Annotated in this window: 15 protein-coding genes and 3 pseudogenes; 5 read left to right on the top strand and 13 right to left on the bottom strand. The window is 69.4% G+C overall.

Annotated elements, in window-relative coordinates:
* The first annotated feature begins 244 nt into the window (after nucleotides 1-244).
* Nucleotides 245-1272: pseudogene (locus tag MOTC310_RS24340) on the top strand (IS110 family RNA-guided transposase).
* A gap of 531 nt (nucleotides 1273-1803) precedes the next feature.
* Here MOTC310_RS24340 and MOTC310_RS24335 read toward each other — a convergent pair.
* The 10 genes and pseudogenes from MOTC310_RS24335 to MOTC310_RS24290 all read right to left on the bottom strand — a co-directional run.
* Nucleotides 1804-2199 (bottom strand): response regulator, encoded by a 396-nt coding sequence (locus MOTC310_RS24335; RefSeq protein ID WP_331303624.1) that lies wholly within the window; start codon nucleotides 2197-2199, stop codon nucleotides 1804-1806.
* Nucleotides 2200-2231: 32 nt separating this feature from the next.
* Complete coding sequence (locus MOTC310_RS24330; RefSeq protein ID WP_331303623.1) at nucleotides 2232-5810, bottom strand: PAS domain S-box protein; 3579 nt, start codon at nucleotides 5808-5810, stop codon at nucleotides 2232-2234.
* On the bottom strand, nucleotides 5807-6616 hold the full coding sequence (locus tag MOTC310_RS24325) for a Crp/Fnr family transcriptional regulator (RefSeq protein ID WP_331303622.1): 810 nt from the start codon (nucleotides 6614-6616) through the stop codon (nucleotides 5807-5809). Before MOTC310_RS24325 ends, MOTC310_RS24330 begins: the two co-directional genes overlap by 4 nt.
* 167 nt (nucleotides 6617-6783) lie before the next feature.
* Nucleotides 6784-7062 (bottom strand): annotated as a pseudogene (locus tag MOTC310_RS24320) (sensor histidine kinase); the annotation flags it as partial.
* Entirely contained in the window at nucleotides 7038-7292 is a 255-nt protein-coding gene (locus tag MOTC310_RS24315; RefSeq protein ID WP_331303621.1) for a histidine kinase, read from the bottom strand. The pseudogene MOTC310_RS24320 and the gene MOTC310_RS24315, both read right to left, overlap by 25 nt.
* Before the next feature lie 12 nt (nucleotides 7293-7304).
* Nucleotides 7305-7700, bottom strand: a complete 396-nt coding sequence (locus tag MOTC310_RS24310; protein ID WP_331303620.1) for a histidine kinase — start codon at nucleotides 7698-7700, stop codon at nucleotides 7305-7307.
* Nucleotides 7701-7958: 258 nt separating this feature from the next.
* Nucleotides 7959-8441, bottom strand: a complete 483-nt coding sequence (locus MOTC310_RS24305) for a response regulator (protein ID WP_331303619.1) — start codon at nucleotides 8439-8441, stop codon at nucleotides 7959-7961.
* Nucleotides 8365-8556: a hypothetical protein gene (locus tag MOTC310_RS24300; protein ID WP_331303618.1), complete on the bottom strand. Its 192-nt coding sequence runs from the start codon at nucleotides 8554-8556 to the stop codon at nucleotides 8365-8367. The genes MOTC310_RS24305 and MOTC310_RS24300 overlap by 77 nt, the downstream gene beginning before the upstream one ends.
* Before the next feature lie 281 nt (nucleotides 8557-8837).
* On the bottom strand, nucleotides 8838-8972 hold the full coding sequence (locus MOTC310_RS24295; protein ID WP_331303617.1) for a hypothetical protein: 135 nt from the start codon (nucleotides 8970-8972) through the stop codon (nucleotides 8838-8840).
* A pseudogene (locus tag MOTC310_RS24290) lies at nucleotides 8969-9451 on the bottom strand (aldehyde dehydrogenase family protein); the annotation flags it as partial. The pseudogene MOTC310_RS24290 and the gene MOTC310_RS24295, both read right to left, overlap by 4 nt.
* 492 nt (nucleotides 9452-9943) lie before the next feature.
* Between MOTC310_RS24290 and MOTC310_RS24285 the strand changes: the two are divergent.
* Nucleotides 9944-12031, top strand: a complete 2088-nt coding sequence (locus MOTC310_RS24285; protein WP_331303616.1) for a catalase — start codon at nucleotides 9944-9946, stop codon at nucleotides 12029-12031.
* 154 nt (nucleotides 12032-12185) lie between these two features.
* Here the strand turns inward: MOTC310_RS24285 and MOTC310_RS24280 are convergent, their stop codons facing one another.
* A complete protein-coding gene (locus MOTC310_RS24280) occupies nucleotides 12186-12539 on the bottom strand; it encodes a hypothetical protein (protein WP_331303615.1) in 354 nt (117 codons plus the stop codon).
* A 138-nt stretch (nucleotides 12540-12677) separates the two neighbouring features.
* Here MOTC310_RS24280 and MOTC310_RS24275 point away from each other — a divergent pair, with 138 nt between their 5' ends.
* Both MOTC310_RS24275 and MOTC310_RS24270 read left to right on the top strand, forming a co-directional pair.
* Nucleotides 12678-12959: a hypothetical protein gene (locus MOTC310_RS24275; protein ID WP_331303614.1), complete on the top strand. Its 282-nt coding sequence runs from the start codon at nucleotides 12678-12680 to the stop codon at nucleotides 12957-12959.
* Entirely contained in the window at nucleotides 12956-13231 is a 276-nt protein-coding gene (locus tag MOTC310_RS24270) for a hypothetical protein (protein ID WP_331303613.1), read from the top strand. The genes MOTC310_RS24275 and MOTC310_RS24270 overlap by 4 nt, the downstream gene beginning before the upstream one ends.
* Here the strand turns inward: MOTC310_RS24270 and MOTC310_RS24265 are convergent.
* Entirely contained in the window at nucleotides 13215-13571 is a 357-nt protein-coding gene (locus MOTC310_RS24265) for a hypothetical protein (RefSeq protein ID WP_331303612.1), read from the bottom strand. The genes MOTC310_RS24270 and MOTC310_RS24265 overlap by 17 nt on opposite strands.
* A gap of 536 nt (nucleotides 13572-14107) precedes the next feature.
* Between MOTC310_RS24265 and MOTC310_RS24260 the strand changes: the two genes are divergently transcribed.
* Nucleotides 14108-15069 (top strand): IS630 family transposase gene (locus MOTC310_RS24260; RefSeq protein ID WP_331303611.1). Its coding sequence is split into 2 segments (ribosomal slippage): nucleotides 14108-14456 and nucleotides 14456-15069, totalling 963 coding nucleotides; the frame shifts between segments, so codons are not numbered across the junction.
* Between the two features lie 805 nt (nucleotides 15070-15874).
* Here MOTC310_RS24260 and MOTC310_RS24255 read toward each other — a convergent pair.
* Nucleotides 15875-17116, bottom strand: coding sequence for a hypothetical protein (locus tag MOTC310_RS24255; protein WP_331303610.1), 1242 nt, complete (start codon nucleotides 17114-17116; stop codon nucleotides 15875-15877).
* Between the last annotated feature and the right edge of the window lie 944 nt (nucleotides 17117-18060).

Below are 18060 nucleotides of genomic sequence, written 5' to 3'. Positions count from 1 at the left end.
CCGCCGCCACGTCCGGTTAACACATCCGCCGTCGCCCCCCAAAGCTTGGCTCTTCCCTCCGCGAGCTGCATCCTTCGACCCGAGTGCGCGGCCCGCCCATGGACGTCCGCGATCCCGGGCCGCGCGCACGGCCGCTCCGTCGCCGCAGATGGGGTGGATGGCTCCCGCTCCGACTGACGGCATCTCGGTGCCAAGATGTGGTTGCTGTCAAAGCAGCAGCCACGCTCATGCAGGAGCCATCCCCATGGAGATCACCACCGTAGGCATCGATCTGGCCAAAAGCATCTTTCAGGTTCACGCCGTCGATGCAGCTGGGCACGTCGTCGTGCGCAAGGCCTTGAGGCGGGCGCAGGTCGTGCCGTTCTTCGCCATGCTGCCGCGCTGCCTGATCGGCATGGAGGCGTGCGGCACGGCGCACCACTGGGCCCGGGAGCTCATGAGGCTCGGCCACGACGTGCGGCTGATGCCGCCGGCTTACGTGAAGCCGTACGTCAAGCGCGGCAAGACCGATGCGAACGACGCCGCTGCCATCTGTGAGGCAGTGACGCGCCCGAGCATGCGGTTCGTGCCGGTGAAGTCGACCGAGCAGCAGGCGGCGCTGGCGCTGCACCGGACGCGCGACCTGCTGGTCAAGCAACGCACGCAGCTGGTGAACATGATCCGCGGCCTGCTCGCCGAGTTCGGGTTCGAGATGGCGCGGGGCCTGCGCCATGCGCTCGAACTGGCGGCCAGGCTCTCGGCCGGAGACGCGGCCGAGGTGCCGCCGCTCGCCCAGCGCGTCGTGACCGGGCTGGCCGATCAGATCGGTGCCTTGCAGATCCAGCTCACCCGACTGGAGAAGGAGTTGCTCGCCTGGCATCGGGACAGCGACCTGTCGCAGCGGCTTGCGACGATCCCGGGTGTCGGCATCGTCTCGGCAACCGCGTTGGCCGCCTCGGTGAGCGAGCCCGAGCGCTTCCGCTCCGGTCGGCAGTTCGCGGCCTCGTTAGGGCTGACGCCGCTTCAGAACTGCAGCGGCGCAAGGAGCGCATGGGGCGGATCTCACGCATGGGCGACCGCCACCTGCGTCGCCTGCTCGTGGTCGGCATGACCTCTCTGATCCGGCGCGCGAAGGCGACGCCGACCTCGGTCGACCCGCGGCTGCCGGCACTGCTCCAGCGCAAGCCGGTGCGCGTGGTGACCGTCGCGGCGGCCAATCGCACGGCGCGGGTCGCCTGGGCGATCATGACCCGCGGCGGCACCTACCGCGCACCGGCGGCCACGGCCGCCTGACAGCAGGGCAAGGAGACCCTTCCAGGTTGCAAGGACGATGAGAGTTGATGGCGAACCGGTCAGACCGGGGGCCGGGACACCCCGCCGCCAGTCCAGGGCGCGATAGCTCGCAAAGCAGAGTGGGACCCAGCTCGCGGATACCATCAGGGCCAGCGGTCAACATGAACGACTGCATCGACAGGCCGGACACAAGACTGCACCCGACCAACGCGTCAGAAGCTCAATTCGCCACTTGCAATGCGGGAGCCATCCACACAAGGTCAGCCTGAGCGTCCCGACGCCGGCTTCGCTCGCGATCGAGGAAGCATCCGATTCCCGGTCGGCGCGCAGGCACTTGACCGCTGCCACCAACTCGCCCTCGCGCCGGCGCAGCCGCTCGACCTCCCCCGATCCTCGATGCTCATGGCCTCGGTCTCTATCCGCCGTCCGTTCGGAGACCAACGCCTTCGAGGGCACCGGGACGAAGGTCGGGTGCGTCCTTTGGTCTGGCCGAGAGCTCGTGCCGCTCGAAGGGCGAGATATTCGACGGCATCATCGCCTTGCTCTCCTTGCCACCATGGCCCGATGGACGGCGTCGCGGAAGTAGCTCTCCAGGAACGGCCGTTCAACGAAAGGCACGTAGTCGGGCAGGTCGCCCGGCCGCGGCGTCACCTGCGCCGACACGACGACGACGGCCACGTCCGGCCGACGGCGGGTGACTTCGCGCGCGAACGCCAAGCCATCCATCCGACCCGGCATGCGCACGTCGGTCACCACCAGAACAACCCCGTGGTCGAGCCGTTCGAGTGCCTGAGCGGCATTGCCGGCCTCAACCACGGCGTAGCCCTCCGCTTCGAGGAGGTCGCGGACGTCCAGGCGGAAGAGCATCTCGTCCTCGACCACCAGGGCCATCTTCGCGTTCGGGGCATCGGTCATGGCAAGCGGCAACGGCCCGTCCGGCCCTTCGTTGCTTAGCGGCGTCAAGCGACCGCCTGGAAATCGGCCAGTGACGCCTCGACGATGCAGACCACGCCCTCCGGGCGGTAGTCGAGCGAGAGGTTGGCGTTGACCTGGGCCGTGAGCCCGCGTTCGATCAGGCGCGATCCGAACCCCTTTCGCGACGGCGGCACGACTGGCGGACCGCCGCGCTCGGTCCAGGCGATGCGAAGGCGCGGCGCATCCTCCGGCTCGATCAGCGCAGCCGTCACAGCCACCGTGCCGTCCGGTACCGACAGCGCGCCGTACTTGACCGCGTTCGTGGTCAGCTCGTGCAGGGTCAGGGCCAGGGACAGCGCGGCCTTGCCGCCGATCTCGACGTCCGGGCCCTCGTACGCGACGCGCCGGCCGGCCGATTCCTGAACGCCGACGCCTTCCCGGACCACAGCCGCCAGGGAGGCGCTCTCGGCGGCGCCCCCAAGCAGAACGTCATGCGCCTTGCCGAGCGCGACCAGCCGGCTGCCCAGGACCTCGCGCGCCGCGTCCATGTCGGTGGCGCCGCGGAGCGTCGAGGCGGCGATGGCCTGGACCATCGCCAGCAGGTTCTTCATGCGGTGCGAGAGCTCCTGGTTGAGGAGCTCCTGTCGCTCCTCGGCCCGGCGGCGGGCGTCGATGTCGGCGACCGCCACGACCGCGCCCACCACCGCGCCGGCCTCGTCGCGCATCGGCTCACCCGTGATCTCGATCCAGACACGTGTGCCGTCGCCGCGCTGGTACTCGCAGCGCATCTCGGCATGTTCCAACCCGTCCCGGATGAGGCGACTGAGCGGGTACTCCTCCGGAGCGACCCGGCGACCGCCCTCGTGGAAGGCGACCCACTCGCCGTAGCTCTCGACGTCGGGCGAGGGCAGGACGGGATGGCGGAAGATCTCCTCCAACCGCCGGTTGCCGGCGACGATGCGGCCGGAGGGAGCCTCCGCGAACAGGATGCCGACCGGCACCGTGTCCAGCACGGCACGCAGCGTCGCCTCGCTGGCTTGCAGGGCCTGGCGCGCCCGCTTCTGTTCCGTGAGGTCGCGCGTGACGGTACCGTAGCCGAGCTTGCGCCCGTCGGCGTCGCGCACGGGGAAGAGGTTGTACAGGACCGGGACCGCCACCCCCGTGACCACGTGCCGGAAGTTCAGCTCGCCCTCCCAGAAGCCGTCCCGTTCGACCGCCGGCAACACCTCGTCGAGGACGCGCGCGCGCTCCTCCGGCACGAAGTAGTCCACGATGGGCATGGCCCGGGCCGCAGCGAGGTCGGTTAGGCCGATGAGGCGCCGGCCTGCCTCGTTGACGAAGTCGACGCTCCCGTCGGGGGCCGCGAGGCCGATGAAGTCCTGGCTCTGCTCGACCAGGGCGGCGAGCCGGCGCGTCTCGGCATCGGCCCGGCGCTGCTCCCCGACGTCGACCAGCACGGTCACCGCGGCCTGGATCGTACCCTCGGCATCGCGCACGGGACCGCTCGAAACTTCCAGGAGGCGCACCTCGCCCGTCCCAGATATGCGGTAGCGCATCTCCTCGCCGCGCACCGTCATGCCCTTCCGCAGGGCGCGCAGGGTCGGGTACTCGGCGGGCTCGTACCGGCGACCGTCCGGGTGCATGGCCCCGTACGAGACGTAGCGGGCATCGCCCTCCGTCCCGAGCCCATGGCCGAGGATCTCCTCGGCCTTGGCGTTCAGCGAGGACGGCATGCCGTCCTCGGCCCCGGCGATGGAGATCCCAACCGGGGCCTGGCGGAAGATCGCCTCCAGCAGACCTCGCTCAAGCCCGAGGCGGCGCTCGCTCGTACGAAGGGCATCCTCCGACCGCTTGCGCGCGGTCAGGTCGAGCATCGCACCGATCATGCGGCAGGCCCGGCCGTCCGCGTCGCGCATGACGTGGCCGCGGTCGAGCACGTGCGCGTAGGAGCCATCGGCACGGCGAAACCGGTACTCGTCCGTCCAGGTCGTGCCAAAGCCGTCGATGACGGCATGGATCGAGGCGTCGATGCGCGCCCGATCCTCGGGATGGACCTGCGCGATCCACCACTCGCCGGTCGGCTCGACGGTCTCGGGTGCATGGCCGTAGGCCTCGGTCAGGGCCTCGTTCCACAGGACGTCGTTGGTGGCGAGGTTCCAGTCCCAGATCGCGTCGTTCGTCGCCCGGGCCGCCAGCCGGTAACGGTCCTGGCTTTCCTGGAGGCGTGCGGCGGCCTCCTTCTGCTCCGTCCGGTCGCGCAGGATCTTCACGAAGCCGATGGCCGCGCCGGCCTCGTCGCGCAACACCATCATCTCGCCGTTGGCCCAGAACCGCTCGCCATCGCGGCGTAGGTGCCAGCGTTCGTCGACGCCGGTGCCCGTCTCCAAGGCCGACCGCATCTCCATGGCCGGGATGCCGTCGCGCCGGTCCTCGGGCGTGAAGAAGGCGTCGGCGGTCTCGCCGCACATCTCCTCGGGACGCCAGCCGAGGATGCGGGTCGCGCCCGCGTTCCAGTCCGTGATCCGGCCGCCGAGGTCGAGCAGGATGATGGCGTAGTCCTGTGCGCTGTCGAACACCGCCCGGCGCCGGTACTCGGTCAGGGCGGCCGCTCGGTTGGCGGCGCGCTCGCCAGCCTCTGCAAGGCCGGAGGCGACGGAGCCGGCGAGGACGCCGAGCACCTGCAAATCCGCCTCCGCGAACGCTTCCGGCCGGCTCGATTGCAACTTCAGGACGCCGACCACGACACCGCCGCGGCGGACGGGCACCAGCATGCACGAGCGCTGGTGAAGCCGCTCGGCCAGTTCGGGCTCGACCCGGTCATCGCTCAGGACGTCGCGGACGAGAAGCGGGACGCCTTCCCGGTAGCAGGCACCCGCGAGGCTTCCCCGAAGCGGGACGCGAAGGCCGAGATGCGGTGCGAGGCCGTCCGTAACAGCGCGATAGACGAGAAAATCCCCCTGGCGGATCTCGACCGTGCCGGCGTCGGCGGCGGGGACGGCGCGCATCGCGCCCGCCAGCACAGCCCGGAAGCTCTCGTCGAGGTCGCCCCCCGCCGCCGCGACGCCGGCCAGGGTCACGGCGACGGCCTCGCCCTGGCGCACGGCGCGGTCCCGATCCGACATAGAGCGGCGCAGCAGGAGCTGGTCCATGACCTGCCGGGCGAGCGCCTCCAGGTCCGCAACCTGTTCCGGGGAGAGGCCGCCCGGGCGCGGGACGTGGTCGATCACGCACAGGCTGCCGAGCACCTGCCCCTCGGGCGTGCGAAGGGGCGCGCCGGCGTAGAAGCGCAGGTGCGGTTCGCCGGTCACCAGAGGGTTGGCGCGGGTGCGCGGGTCGCCTGTCAGGTCCGGGATCTGCAGGACGCCGGGTTCGGTCAGCACGAACTTGCACACCGAGTGGTCGAGGTCGGTCTCGCAGGGCGAGAAGCCAGCGCGCGCCTTGAACCACTGGCGGTCGCGGTCGATCAGGCTGACCAGGGCGACGGGCACGGCGCAGAGGCGGCGCGCGAGATGGACGATGTCGTCGAAGCCGCGCTCGGGCAGGGTGTCGAGGATGTCGAACGCGGCGAGCGCGGCGAGCCGCGCGTCCTCCTCGATCCGGGCGGGACGCAGGACCTGGTTCACGGAGTGGCGTCCTTCACGAGCACGGACGGCGGTTTCAACCGGTCCGGGTCGCCGACATCGACGGCGACGATGCGACCGCCGGGCGCGTACACGGCCCCCATCACCTCTTCGAAGTGCCGCCGAACCGCGGCGTGGCACTCGCACGAGCCGGCCTCGGCGCGCGCCCGGTCCGGGAGGGTGATGCGTCCGTGGCCGATGGCGATCAGGCCGTCGCGCTGCATGCGCCCGAGCACCTCGGTGAGGTAGGCGCGGCGCACGCCGAGCATGTCGGCCAGGAGTTCGTGGGTGACCGGCAGTTCGGGCGTACCGATCCGGTCCTGCAGCGTCAGGAGCCAGCGCAGGCAGCGCCGCTCGATGGTGTGGGCGGCATTGCAGGCGACCGACTGCAGCACCTGCGCGAGCAGGCAGTCGGCGTAGCGCACGAACAGGTCGCGGATGCCCTTCGAGGCCTGCTTGGCCTCGGACAGGCGCGCGGCGTCGATCCGGATGACCGGGCCACCGACCTGGACCACCGCCTGCCCGAACGCCGGCAGGTAGCCGTGGCTGACGACGCCGCCCATGGCGCCCTCGCGACCGACCGTGGCGGTCTCGACGGATTTCCCGTCCGTGAGCGGCACCACCAGGGTGACGACACAATGGTGCGCGGGAAAGGTGACGTGGCTGACGTCATCGCCGGCTCGGAACAACACGTCGCCGCGTCGGACGTCGCGGCGCTCGGCGTGCGGCGCGAGCAGGGCCCGGTCGTCGGCATCGAGGGCTTCGAGCAACAGGTTGCCGTCGATGGTGGGCAAGGTACGGATTTTCACGGGGGAGGGTCGCAGCGCTGGCGGTTGGGTTGTCCAGTAGCAAACTTCCTGACGCAAAGATGTCCGATACCTGACAACTCAGGCCGAGGCGGCGAGGCAGACGCGATTTTTCGTTCGGGCCGGCGGCGTCGATGTCACCTGCGGACCGGCAGTGTCGTCGGGTACGGTCAGGATGCCGGAACGGCGGCGGACGGGACCGATCCCGGCAAGAGGGACGCGGGCAGCCGGAACCGGAAGGTCGTGCCGCGGTCGATGGCGCTGGTCACGGCGAGCACGCTGCCCTGGCGCTCGACGAGGTCCCGGCACTGCAGCAGGCCGAGCCCGCTTCCCCGCTCGCCCGCCGTGTCGTTGGTCGTCGTTCGCCGGTCGAGCCGGAACAGATCGTCGACCTTGCCAGGCGGCATGCCGAACCCGGTGTCCGTCACCGAGATCTCGACCTCGTCGCCGTCGCGGCGGCCGGGATCGTCCCGCCGGGAAGCGTGAACCTGACGGCGTTGCCCATGAGGTTGCGCAGCACCGTGTCGAGCATGTCCCGCTGCGCGCGGACGACGACGCCGCCGCGGGAGAACTCTAAGCTCAACCCCTTGCCTGCGGCGGCCTCCGCGGCGCCGCTTACCACCTCGGCGGCCTTGGCGTCTAAGTCGACGTCGGTCAGGCTGACCGTCATCGTGTCCATCTGCAGACTTGCCTAGGAGAACAGGCTTTTCAGCGGGCCGTAGGTCTGCGTCGCCGCCTCATGGATGCCCTTCGCCCGGCGCTCGACGGACGCCGCGTCGCGCGCCGCGACGGCCTTGCTCAGCACCTCGGACACGCCGAGCGGCGCCTGGAACGGGTTGCGCAGGTCGTGGGCGATGATCGAGAACAGCAGCGACTTCTGCCGGTTCAGGGTATCGAGTTTAAGGGACTTCGCCCCCGCCTCGAGCCGTGCCGCGGCGAGCTCCGCCTGGAAGGGCAGCCGGGCCTCGGCGTAGCGGATCGCCCGCACCAGGCTGGAGGGCGTGACCTCTGCCTTGTCGAGGTAACTGAGCGCGCCGGCCCGCATCAGCCGGGTCGCCCGGTCGGGGTCGGCCTCGCCGGTCGGCATCAGTACCGCACGCGCCCGAACCCCCGGCCGCAAGCAGGGTCCTGAGCAGTGCGAAGGTGTCGATGCCCGGCAGCCGGTAGGCGAGCAGGATGCAGTCGAAGGTCGCCTCGGTGGCGAGGCGCGGGCCCCCGTCGCCCCCGGAAGCCTCGGTAAGGGTATGCGTGAGGCCGGACTTCGCCAGCGCCCGCCGGACGGCAGCCCGGTCGACGGCGTCCTCGTCGATCAGCAGGATCCGGGTCGGGGTCGTCGGGCTCGGGCTCAGGCGGGGAACTCCACGACCTTCAAATAATGCCCCAGCAGCGCGACCGCTTCCATGAAGGTGTTGGCCGGGTCGCGCTTGACGATATAGCCGGCGACGTTGTGGCCGTACGCGCGCATCCGGTCCTCGTCGGCCTTCGACGTGGTGATCATGAACGCCACCGCCGCGCGCAGGTCCTTATCGGTGCGCAACGCCCCCGGGAACTCGATGCCGTTCATGCGCGGCAAGTACAGGTCGAGCAGGATCGGGTGCGGCTTCGGCCGGCGCTCGCGCCCGTTCTCCCCGCGCATGAACTCCAAGGCCTCGATGCCGTCGCGGGCGACGGTGATCGGGTTGCCGATCTTGCTCTTCAAGAAGACGCGCTTGAGTCCCTGGACGTCGACCTCGTCGTCGACCAGGAGGATGTTAAACGTCGAGCCCAGCCGTCCCCCCCTTCCCACCGTCGAGCGGCCACGTGAAATGCACCGCCAACTCGCGCCCATCCGGCCCGTCGGCGAGCCAGACCTCGCCGCCCTGGCGGTCGATCAGCTTGAGCACGATGGCGAGCCCCATGACGCGGTCCTCGACCTCGTCGCGGGGCTTGAGCGTCTGGAACATGCCGAAGACGCGTTAGCGGAACTGCTCAGGGATGCCCTGCCCGTCGTCGGTCACGACGAACTCGACCGCGTTCCCCGGGGGCCTCGCCTCGACCCGGATATGACCTCGGCCGGCCGGTCGTGACGCTTGACGGCGTTGCCGATCAGGTTCTGCTAGGCCTGGGGGGCGGCGGCCTGGCCGCTTCGAGCGTCGGCAGGCAAGCATCCGCCGAGATGGTGAACCCTTCGGGGGGGCTGAACAGGACGGCGAGCTCCTCGACGAGCGCCCTCGTGTCGATCTTGTCAACGGTGGCCTCGCCGCGACCCGCCCGCGAGTAGGTCGTCGAGCAGGCCGACGACCGTGCTGCCGGTGAACACGAGGCGATCGAGCGGCAGCCCCGTGAAGGCCTGGGCGACCTGACCATCTCCTTGGGTCACCGAAACGGTGTCGGGCGGGACGATCCCGGCGAGCAGAGAGGCCAGCGCAGCGGCAGTGCGGGGGGGCGAGTTCCGAAGGCTTGAGTGAGCATCACCCGGTTGCCCGCAGCGAGCGCCGTCGCCAGCGGCGACAGCGCCGACACGATCGGGTAGTTCCAGGGCGACACGGGTCCACCCACGCCGATCGGCTCGTACCCCACCCAGGCCGCGCCGGGCCGGAAGTGCAGGGCTACCCGGCGGCGCTCCGGGCGCATCCATCCCGGCAGGTTTCGCCTGAGGTAGTCGATCGTCTTCACCGTCGACAGGATGTCGAAGCCGAGCGTCTCCTGCCAGGCACGATGGCCGAAATCCGCCGCGACTGCCGCGATGAGGTCCTCGCGCCGTCCTTTCACCGCATCTCGCCGGGCGCTGAGGTCTCGCAGCCGCGAGGCGACCGGCCGGCTCCCCTCGCGCAGGAACGCGGCTCTCTGGTTCGCGAGCCGCCGCCGAACTCCGGGGTCGGCGTCTGCGCGGCCGACGGATCGGCCTGCCTGTCTTCCTCGAAGCTCACTGGGTCGCCTTCACGGATCGGACCACGCAGCCGTCTCAGTGATTCTACAGCGCCCGCGGGCGAACGTCCCAAGGTAACGCGGGACGATTCCAGCCCTCATGAATCAGGGTGTGCGAGTTTACGCCTTCGCGTCCGGATGTCCGCGATTGGGTTCGAACGGGAAGGCCGCGAACCACCGAGATGGGCGCCAAGATGAATGTCTGGTCCCACCTACGATGGCGACGCCAGCGTGACGTAGTCTGGCCGCATGCCGCCGGTCTGCCTCCGGGCGGCGACAGAAGCGAAGCGGACCTGCTGCTTCGATCGCGATCAGCTCGTCGGAGGGCGCGCGGCCTAACCGCGACAGTTCCGTCGCAACGATCGCATGACGGGTGAAACTTACGGCCCCGATTTTGGTTGGCCCCAGCCAAGGAGCGATGCCATGACCGAACTGACCTCACTCAATGCCGGCCACGGCGGCGAGACACATCAGATCGCCGATGCGGATCACCCCGTGCTGACGACCAATCACGGCACGCCGATCTCCGACAATCAGAACCAGCTCAAGGCCGGGCCCCGTGGGCCGGTCCTGCTTGAGGACGAGGTCTACCGCGAGAAGATCAACCACTTCGATCACGAGCGCATCCCGGAGCGGATCGTCCACGCCCGCGGCTCCGCCGCGCACGGCTACTTCGAGTGCACCGACAGCCTAGCTGACATCACCGTCGCCGACCTGTTTCAACGAAAGGGTCAGCGCACCGAGGTGTTCACCCGCTTCTCCACGGTGGCGGGCGGCGCCGGCTCGATCGACACGCCGCGCGACGTGCGCGGCTTCGCCGTCAAGTTCTACACCCGCGAGGGCAATTGGGATCTCGTCGGCAACAACATCCCGGTGTTCTTCATCCAGGACGCGATCAAGTTCCCGGACCTGATCCACGCCGCCAAGATGGAGGCCGACCGCGGCTACCCGCAGGCGGCCACCGCTCACGACACGTTCTGGGACTTCATCAGTCTCATGCCCGAGTCGACCCACATGATCATGTGGGCCATGTCCGACCGCACGCTCCCGCGCACCTTCGCCAACATGGAGGGCTTCGGCGTCCACACTTTTCGGTTCATCAACAAGGACGGGAAGAGCACCTTCGTCAAGTTTCACTGGAAGCCTATGGCGGGCCTCGCCTCGACCATCTGGGACGAGACGGTGAAGATCGCCGGAGCCGATCCGGACTTCCAGCGTCGCGACCTGTTCGAGCGCATCGGTCGCGGCGACTACCCGACCTGGGAGCTCGGCGTGCAGCTGTTCAACGAGGCCTTCGCCAACAGCCAGCCCTACGACGTCCTCGACGCGACCAAGATCATCCCGGAGGAGGTCCTGCCGGTGAGGATCGTCGGGCGCATGGTGCTCGACCGCTACCCGGACAACTACTTTGCGGAGACCGAGCAGGCGGCCTTCGTGCCGAGCCACGTCGTGCCGGGCATCGGCTTTTCGAACGATCCGCTGCTGCAGGGCCGCTTGTTCAGCTACACGGACACCCAGCTCTCGCGCCTGGGATCGGTCAACTTCCACCAGCTCCCGATCAACGCCGCCAAGGGGCGGGCCTCAGCCGCCGGCTGCCCGTTCATGAACCAGCAGCGGGATGGCCATATGCAGATGGCGGTGCCAAAGGGCCGCGCCAACTACGAGCCGAACAGCCTCGCCCGGGCCGGCGAGCCGGGCGGTGCCCGTGAGGATGCGTCCAAGGGCTACAAGACCTTCCCCTCGGACGAGGAGGGACAGAAGCTGCGCATCCGGCCGGAGAGCTTCGCCGACCACTACAGCCAGGCGCGGCTGTTCTTCCGCTCGATGGACCCGGCCGAACAGGCGCACATCGCCTCCGCGCTCGTGTTTGAGCTGTCCAAGGTCAGCCTGGAGCATATCCGGGTGGCGATGCTCGCCAACCTGCGCAACGTCGATGAGGATCTGGCGGCCCGCGTCGCCGACGGGCTGGCGATGGATCTGCCCGCCGCCTCGCCGACCGCCGCGCCTGTCCTGGACATGGCGCCGTCGCCGGCCCTGCGCATCATCCGTGGCCCCCTCGAACGGCACACGCTGGAAGGGCGCACCATCGGCATCCTGATCGCCGACGGGACGGATGCGGGCGAGTTGCAGTCGCTGAAGGCGGCGATCAAGGCGGCGGGTGGCCATGCGATGACGATCGCACCGAAGGTCGGCAAGGTGCCGCTCTCGGACGGATCGTCCATCGCCGCCGACGCGCAACTGTTCGGCCAGCCCTCGGTGACGGTGGATGGCTGCGCGGTGATCCTCGCCGAGAAGGCCGCCGGCAAGCTCGTGAAGGAGGCGGCTGCGGTGCAGTGGGTGATGGATGCGTTCGGACACCTGAAGGCGATCGGCCACAACGCCGCCGCCAAGTCGCTTCTCGACAAGGCGGGCGTGGAGGCGGACGAGGGCGTGACCGACCTCGGCGGCTTCGTCGAGGCGGCGAAGAAGCGCTACTGGGACCGCGAACCGAAGGTCCGCACGCTGGCATAACTCGCAGTACGTAGCCGTTCGGTGCGCACGCCACCACCGAGCGGCCGCTGTTCCACGAGGGACGCCTCACCCGCCCGTGGTCCTGACGGAACCGCCGTCGACCCTCAGGAACGCGCCCGTGGTTCGGAGCATAGGAACGCCACGGCCGAGGCGACTAGGCCGAGGCGCTCCTTTCCAGGGTCGATCGGACACTGCGTCGAAGAAGATGCCCCCCTCCCTCGACTTCTCCTCCATCCGGACGTCGGCGCACGGCCGGACCGTCGAGCTTGAGCAGCGACGGCATCATGCGCTTCGGGTCTGTGGCGACGAGCACCGGCCTGTAGCGCATCATCAGCGCCACGTCCTGCTGCGCCCGGGTCCTCGCCCAGTTAGCCCCGCGGCCGGCGATGCGCAGGATCGCCGCCCGCTGGAGCTCGGCCTTGACGCTCCGGCACTTGCCCCCGCCGGCCTTCTTCCGGGCCTCATCCTTGCGAGCCACGCTCGCCTGGGCGCGCTTCATCGCCTGCATGTCGAGGCGGGGTCCGCACCGGCTTCGTGGCCATGCCGCGGTCGTCGCAGGACGGGTTGCGCGAGCCGAGGTCCTGCCCGCGCACCTGCAGTCCGGTTGCTCGCGCCGCTTCGACCGCGCCGAGGCGCGTGCCGGCAGGTGCCGCAGCGCCTCGTGCAGCAACCGCCCGCTTTCCAGCGGGTCATGACCCAGCTCGCGCTCCGGCACGATCACGACCAGCCGGACCTGGCCCCGCGCCATGCCGGTATGCGGATGGTGAGCCGGGGCTTCTCCGCGTCGGCGGGTATCTCCCGGCCGGGGTCGATCCGCAAGCGCCCGAAACCCATCATGTCGGCTTTCATCCGACGCTCTCCCACGGTCGCCTTCGGGCTGTCCCGGCACACGCGCCGCTCCTTGCGCATCTCCGTGCCCGCCGCTTGACCCTCATCCTGGGTGGCGTGGTCGCGGTCCTGCTACTCCCGACGCTTCGCCATGTGGGCCTCCACCTTGGCCTCGTTCCGGCCGCAACCGCGCTTCTTGTCAGCTACAGCCGCCTCTCGGCGAGCCTTACCGTTCGTCCTTCGCAGCCGGTTGCGCTCGGTCGTGGCGGTGGTGCAGCGTTCGATCTTGACCGGTCGCTGGGCGTGATCCGCCCCGATGCGAAGCGAGCTTGGTTGATCCCCGCGATCCGATCCATCAGCCAGGAAAACTAATTTCGTACAATTCGTCTCCGCTTTGGAGTTTGGCAGCTTGTAGCCACAGGACTAGGGCATGAAGGGCCAACAGGGCGTCGGTTCTAGCTTCGGTCTGGAAGAAGCTTGTCCGGTCGAGGTCTCGGGCCAACGTATCGGAGGCGTGGAGCGCATCCAGCAACGCGGTTTCAATCGGGGGCGTCATCCGCAACTCGCGCCGAAGAAGCGCCACGGTGTTTTCAGCCGTCATCCGGAGCTTGGCGCCCATTCCAACCCCGGCCATCTCGACGAGATCAATCCAAGGCCATAGGCCCGCTGCAAGCGGATCAGGGAGGAAGGAGGTATCGAGGGCGCGAGCCATTCATGCGAACCGGTCAGGCTGTCGCTCATCACGTGAGCTAAACGCCGATTTTTGCGGCACATTAATGCTTATTATTTCATCATAACGCAAGGTTGGGGAGCACCCGGTGTATAGGGGCTTCTCTGCGCTAGGGTGTTTCGATGACGGCGAACATGGCTCTCTCCCTGCGACGGCCGCCTAGGACCATCTGCGCCGGAGCGAACTCACGCGTCCATCCGCGCTCGGCTGGAGCGTCGACGGTCGAGGTCGGTGGCGTCCGCTGCGCTACGAAGCGCTCGCATTGGAAAACGATCGGGATGTCCACGGAGACGACGAGCCAAATCGTGCCGAGCGAGTCGGTACCGGTGCATCGGCGTCCCCGAGGGCGGACGACAGTATCTCGCGCGCTGTAGGGCTTGGTGGTCGAACTCCCGCGACCCAAGCCGGCGGACGCAGTTGATGTTGCGCGGCGGGCGGGTGGTGTCGACCTAGAGCCGATCCCGGGCTGATGGCGACGGGTTAGCGGGTGGCGCGTTGCCGGGTGAAGGAGCATGCCGATGCCTTCACCTCTGTCCGTCGACTTACGCGAGCGTGTGGTGGCTGCCGTGGCGGCAGGTGCCTCGTGCCACCGAGCGGCAGCTCGCTTTGGGGTCAGCGTCTCCAGCGCCAGCCGCTGGTCGCAGCGCTCCCACCAAGAGGGCCATGTCGCGCCCAAGCCGATGGGCGGCGATCACACCTCGAAGCGCATTGAGGCGCATGCCGGGCTGATCCTGGCGACCTCCAAGCAGGAGCCGCGTCTCTTCCTGCGCGAACTGCGCGACCGACTGGCTGAGCAGGGCGTGCAGACCAGCACGAGCGGTCTATCGCGCTTCTTCCAGCGGCACGGGATCAGCTGGAAAAAGGGGCGACGTACGCAGCTGAGCAGGAGCGTGAAGACGTAAGAGCGGCCCGCGAGGCGTGGTTCGAGGCCCAGCCCGAGCTCGACCCGGACCGCTTGGTGTTCCTGGATGAGACGGCGGCCGCCACCAACATGGCGCGGCGCTCCGGTTGGGCCCCACGCGGCGAGCGCTGCCGGCTTGCGGCTCCATTTGGCCACTACAAAACCACGACCATCACGGCCGCCCTGCGCACGAGCGGGCTGTGCGCGACCGCGCTGTTGGATGGCCCCACGAACGGCACGCGCTTTTGCAGCTATGTCACCGAGACCTTGGTCTCGATGCTGCAGTCCGGCGACATCGTCATCATGGACAACCTGCCAGCTCACAAGGTCGCCAGCGTGAAGGATGCGATCGAGGCCGCAGGAGCGCGGCTGCTCTACCTTCCGTCCTACAGCCCTGATTTCAACCCGATCGAGCAAGTGTTCGCAAAGCTGAAGGCGCTGTTGCGCAGCGCGGCTGCTCGCACGATCCCGGATCTCTGGGCGGCGATCCGTCAGGCATTCACCCGTTTCACGCCGCAAGAGTGCCGCAACTACCTCGCCGCAGCTGGCTACGAGAACGACTTGGCCGTCGCTACCTGACCGGGAGCAGCTCTAGCCGGGCCCTTGGACAAGATGCGTGCACTTCGCGGACAATCACCGAGTGGCGTGAGAAACCCTTATGGGTGTTCCGTCGCGGCAATGGCAGCGAGCCATGCCGGCGCGCGTAGGTCGACCATGTTCGAACGATGATTATTTCGCGACCGGCGTCCGAGCCGCATGGATCCTCGCCGTCGCGAGCCGTTGGCTACGGCTCTCGCGGACCGGATGCTGCGGGTGACCGGGCACTCGCACACCCGGCGGCGCACGGCATGCGGTGCTTCGCTATCGCGGCGAGAAGCTGCCGAATTCAGGCCGTGGACCACGCCGGGCCCAGGCGCCTGACCGCGGGCGACGTGACACTCCTGCTTCATGGCAAGACCACGCGGCCGTTCCCGTCCGCGCCGGTGGGAAGCGTCGGCAGATTCTTCGGAAATCGGGAAACTTGGGGTGATGGTTTCTGAGGCCAAGGCCGAGCACAGTTCATGGTTGTGCCGGGCGAGGCTCCTAGCCATTCACCCCAGGCCCCGCGTTTCGTCTGGCCTCCGGCATCGCTGCCGGAAGCACCGGCCCCTCAAGGAGGGGCCCAGGCGTACGGCCACCGCGACACCGGACGATCGCGTGGGATGTGGCCGACGGGCCCGAACGCCCGATTTGGATAGTGCCCGGTGCAGCTCCTTCCAGCCCGCGACATGCTCCGCCCGCGCCAGAAGGCGCGTGATGCGCGCCTCGTGGCTCGTGCGGCTCGCGGCCCGGGTCCCTTCCCTCCGTCGGTCCGGCGCCTTGGGGGGCGCCGGCGGCAGGTTCCTCAACCTGCCCAGGACGTGGCCTGCATCGTAGGCCGGAAGGAACCGTGGCTTCTCTCCCGCCGCGGTGGCGGCGGGCCATCTCGGCGCCGGACGCGCACGCGTCCGGCAGGTCGTAGAGGACGTTCTGACCATGGTCGAGTACCCCGCCTACACCTCCAGCACCCGGATGCCGGCGAGACTCGCCCGACGCCGCAGGTTCTGGAGGAATCTCTCCGGCACCAACGCGATAGCAGGTGGTTCAGCCGGCGCGACCGCGTCCGGCCGCCGCCGAACTTCAGCGACTCGACCACGATTGTGCCGCAGCGGTTCTTCCGCGCCAGGGCGACGAACGCCGCGGCCGCCCTGGCCATCGCCTCGGCCGCCGCCTCGGCGCTCGCGTAGCGGTCGAGGTTCGGCACGACGAGCAGGTGGTCGACGACCGCGCCCGGCAGGTCCGGCCGGGCCACGCTCTCGCGCTTGGCGACGTCGAGCACCGTGCCGCCGAGCGCGTTCGGGTTGCGGTCGATGCCGAGCACCCGGCCCGGCACGAACGCGGTCGGAGGCTTCCGCTCCGGGTGCTCGGCGACCGCGGCGGGGTCGAAGGTGACGTGCACCCGTTCGTCGTCGACCTTGATCGTGACGTTGGCGAGTCCGGCGCTCCCGGCCCATGCCACGCGGGTGAGGAGTCGCCCCTGCTTGCCGCGGTGGTTCGTCAGCGGCACCACCAGCACGCTTTCTCGCAGGGCGAGGCGCAGGACGGTGACGCGGGTGCCCTCCGGCATGGCGTCGTGCAGAACGGCACCCGCAGGCGCGGCGTGCCGCAGCCATGCGCCCGGTCGCTCGTGCGAGCGCCGCGGCCGCTTCGTCATCTCCTTGAGCGGGCGCACGCGCTTCTTCGGCAGCGGGTCCTGATTCGCCGCGGGCGCGGCGATCTCGGTGCCGCCGGCATCGTGCATGACCAGCTTGGCGGCGGCGTTGCCGCGGCAGACCCGGTCGCCGCACAGGTACAGCGGCAGCAGCCGCGTGCGAATCATCTCCTCGTGGCTGATCAAGCCCTTGGTCCTGCGGCGCGCCTCCTGGCGCGAGCCGAACACGGCGGTGCCGTCGGGCGTGGCCTTGCGCGCACTGAGGTCGCGGCGCACGACGTGGCCGAGGGTGCGCGAGTCGCCGACGACCGCAGGCCACAGCGCCTGCACGGCGTGGCCGAGGGTGCGCGAGTCGCCGACGACCGCAGGCCACAGCGCCTGCACGGCGTGGCGCACGGCCGTCTCCGCGACCATGGCCCAGGCGGTGACGGTGCGGCCGTTCTCGACGGCGGTGCCGTCGGGGACGGCGGCACGGACGTAGGCGAGGCGGGTCTGCGTGGCCTGCTCGCGGCGGAGCGGGTCGAGGCGCGCGTGGTCGGCCGGCGTCAGGCGGTGCCGAACCGAGATCGTCTGCCGCTGGTCGTCGCGCCTGGCCAGGGTGAAGCTCCGCCGTTCCGTCTATGTTCTAGGTGCGGCGGCTCGGCCGCACAAGCGGTGGGCTTAGAAGGTCGGGACGGGTGCTTAACCGAAGGTTGCGGGCATTACCCCATTCTTCCCGATACCTGATTCCTCGACTTCGGTGACTTCGGGTCGGACACGTTGCTCGCCGCCGATCCATCGGTCGTCCTCGTCGGCATTGATCCCGGCGATGCCGGCAAGGCCCGGCTATCGGCCGGGGCGCGGTGCTTGATGCGGGAGTTGAGCGTGCCGACGCCGGGCGGCGCCTCGCTAGCCGAGCTTCTTGCTCAGGCCCTCTTGGCCGAGGCCTTGAGGGTGCATCGAAGTAGGGCGTCGCTCGCGGCGGCTGGCTCGCGGCCATGCCCAACCGCCGATGCGGCTGGCGCTGAACTCCATGAACGGCGATGTCGCCCGTTGCCGGATGTTGGGCGATCGCACGCAAGACGCGGGACGTGGCTCTCCACCTTCGCCGCGCGGTTCGAGCGCGTCATGTACGAGCCGCCGGTCGCTCATCTGACACGCTGGCGCATGTGGCCGGCGGCGTCCGTCTGCTACGGGTCCGGCAGAGCGTTAGGTGCCGCGTTCGAACGGATCACGGGCCGTTCGCTCCATCGGTCGGGGGAGGGCGGGCCTGACGCTCATACCCGGCAGACTGCGCCCGGCCCGGCCGCGGCTACGTGGACAAGCGCAATTGCCGCTCGCAATCGCAGCTCGTCTGCCTG

The organism is Methylobacterium oryzae (assembly GCF_036441375.1).
GTDB lineage: Bacteria > Pseudomonadota > Alphaproteobacteria > Rhizobiales > Beijerinckiaceae > Methylobacterium > Methylobacterium oryzae_A.
The sequence above is the reverse complement of the archived record's forward strand: the minus strand, read 5'-3'. Positions and strand labels throughout refer to the sequence as shown.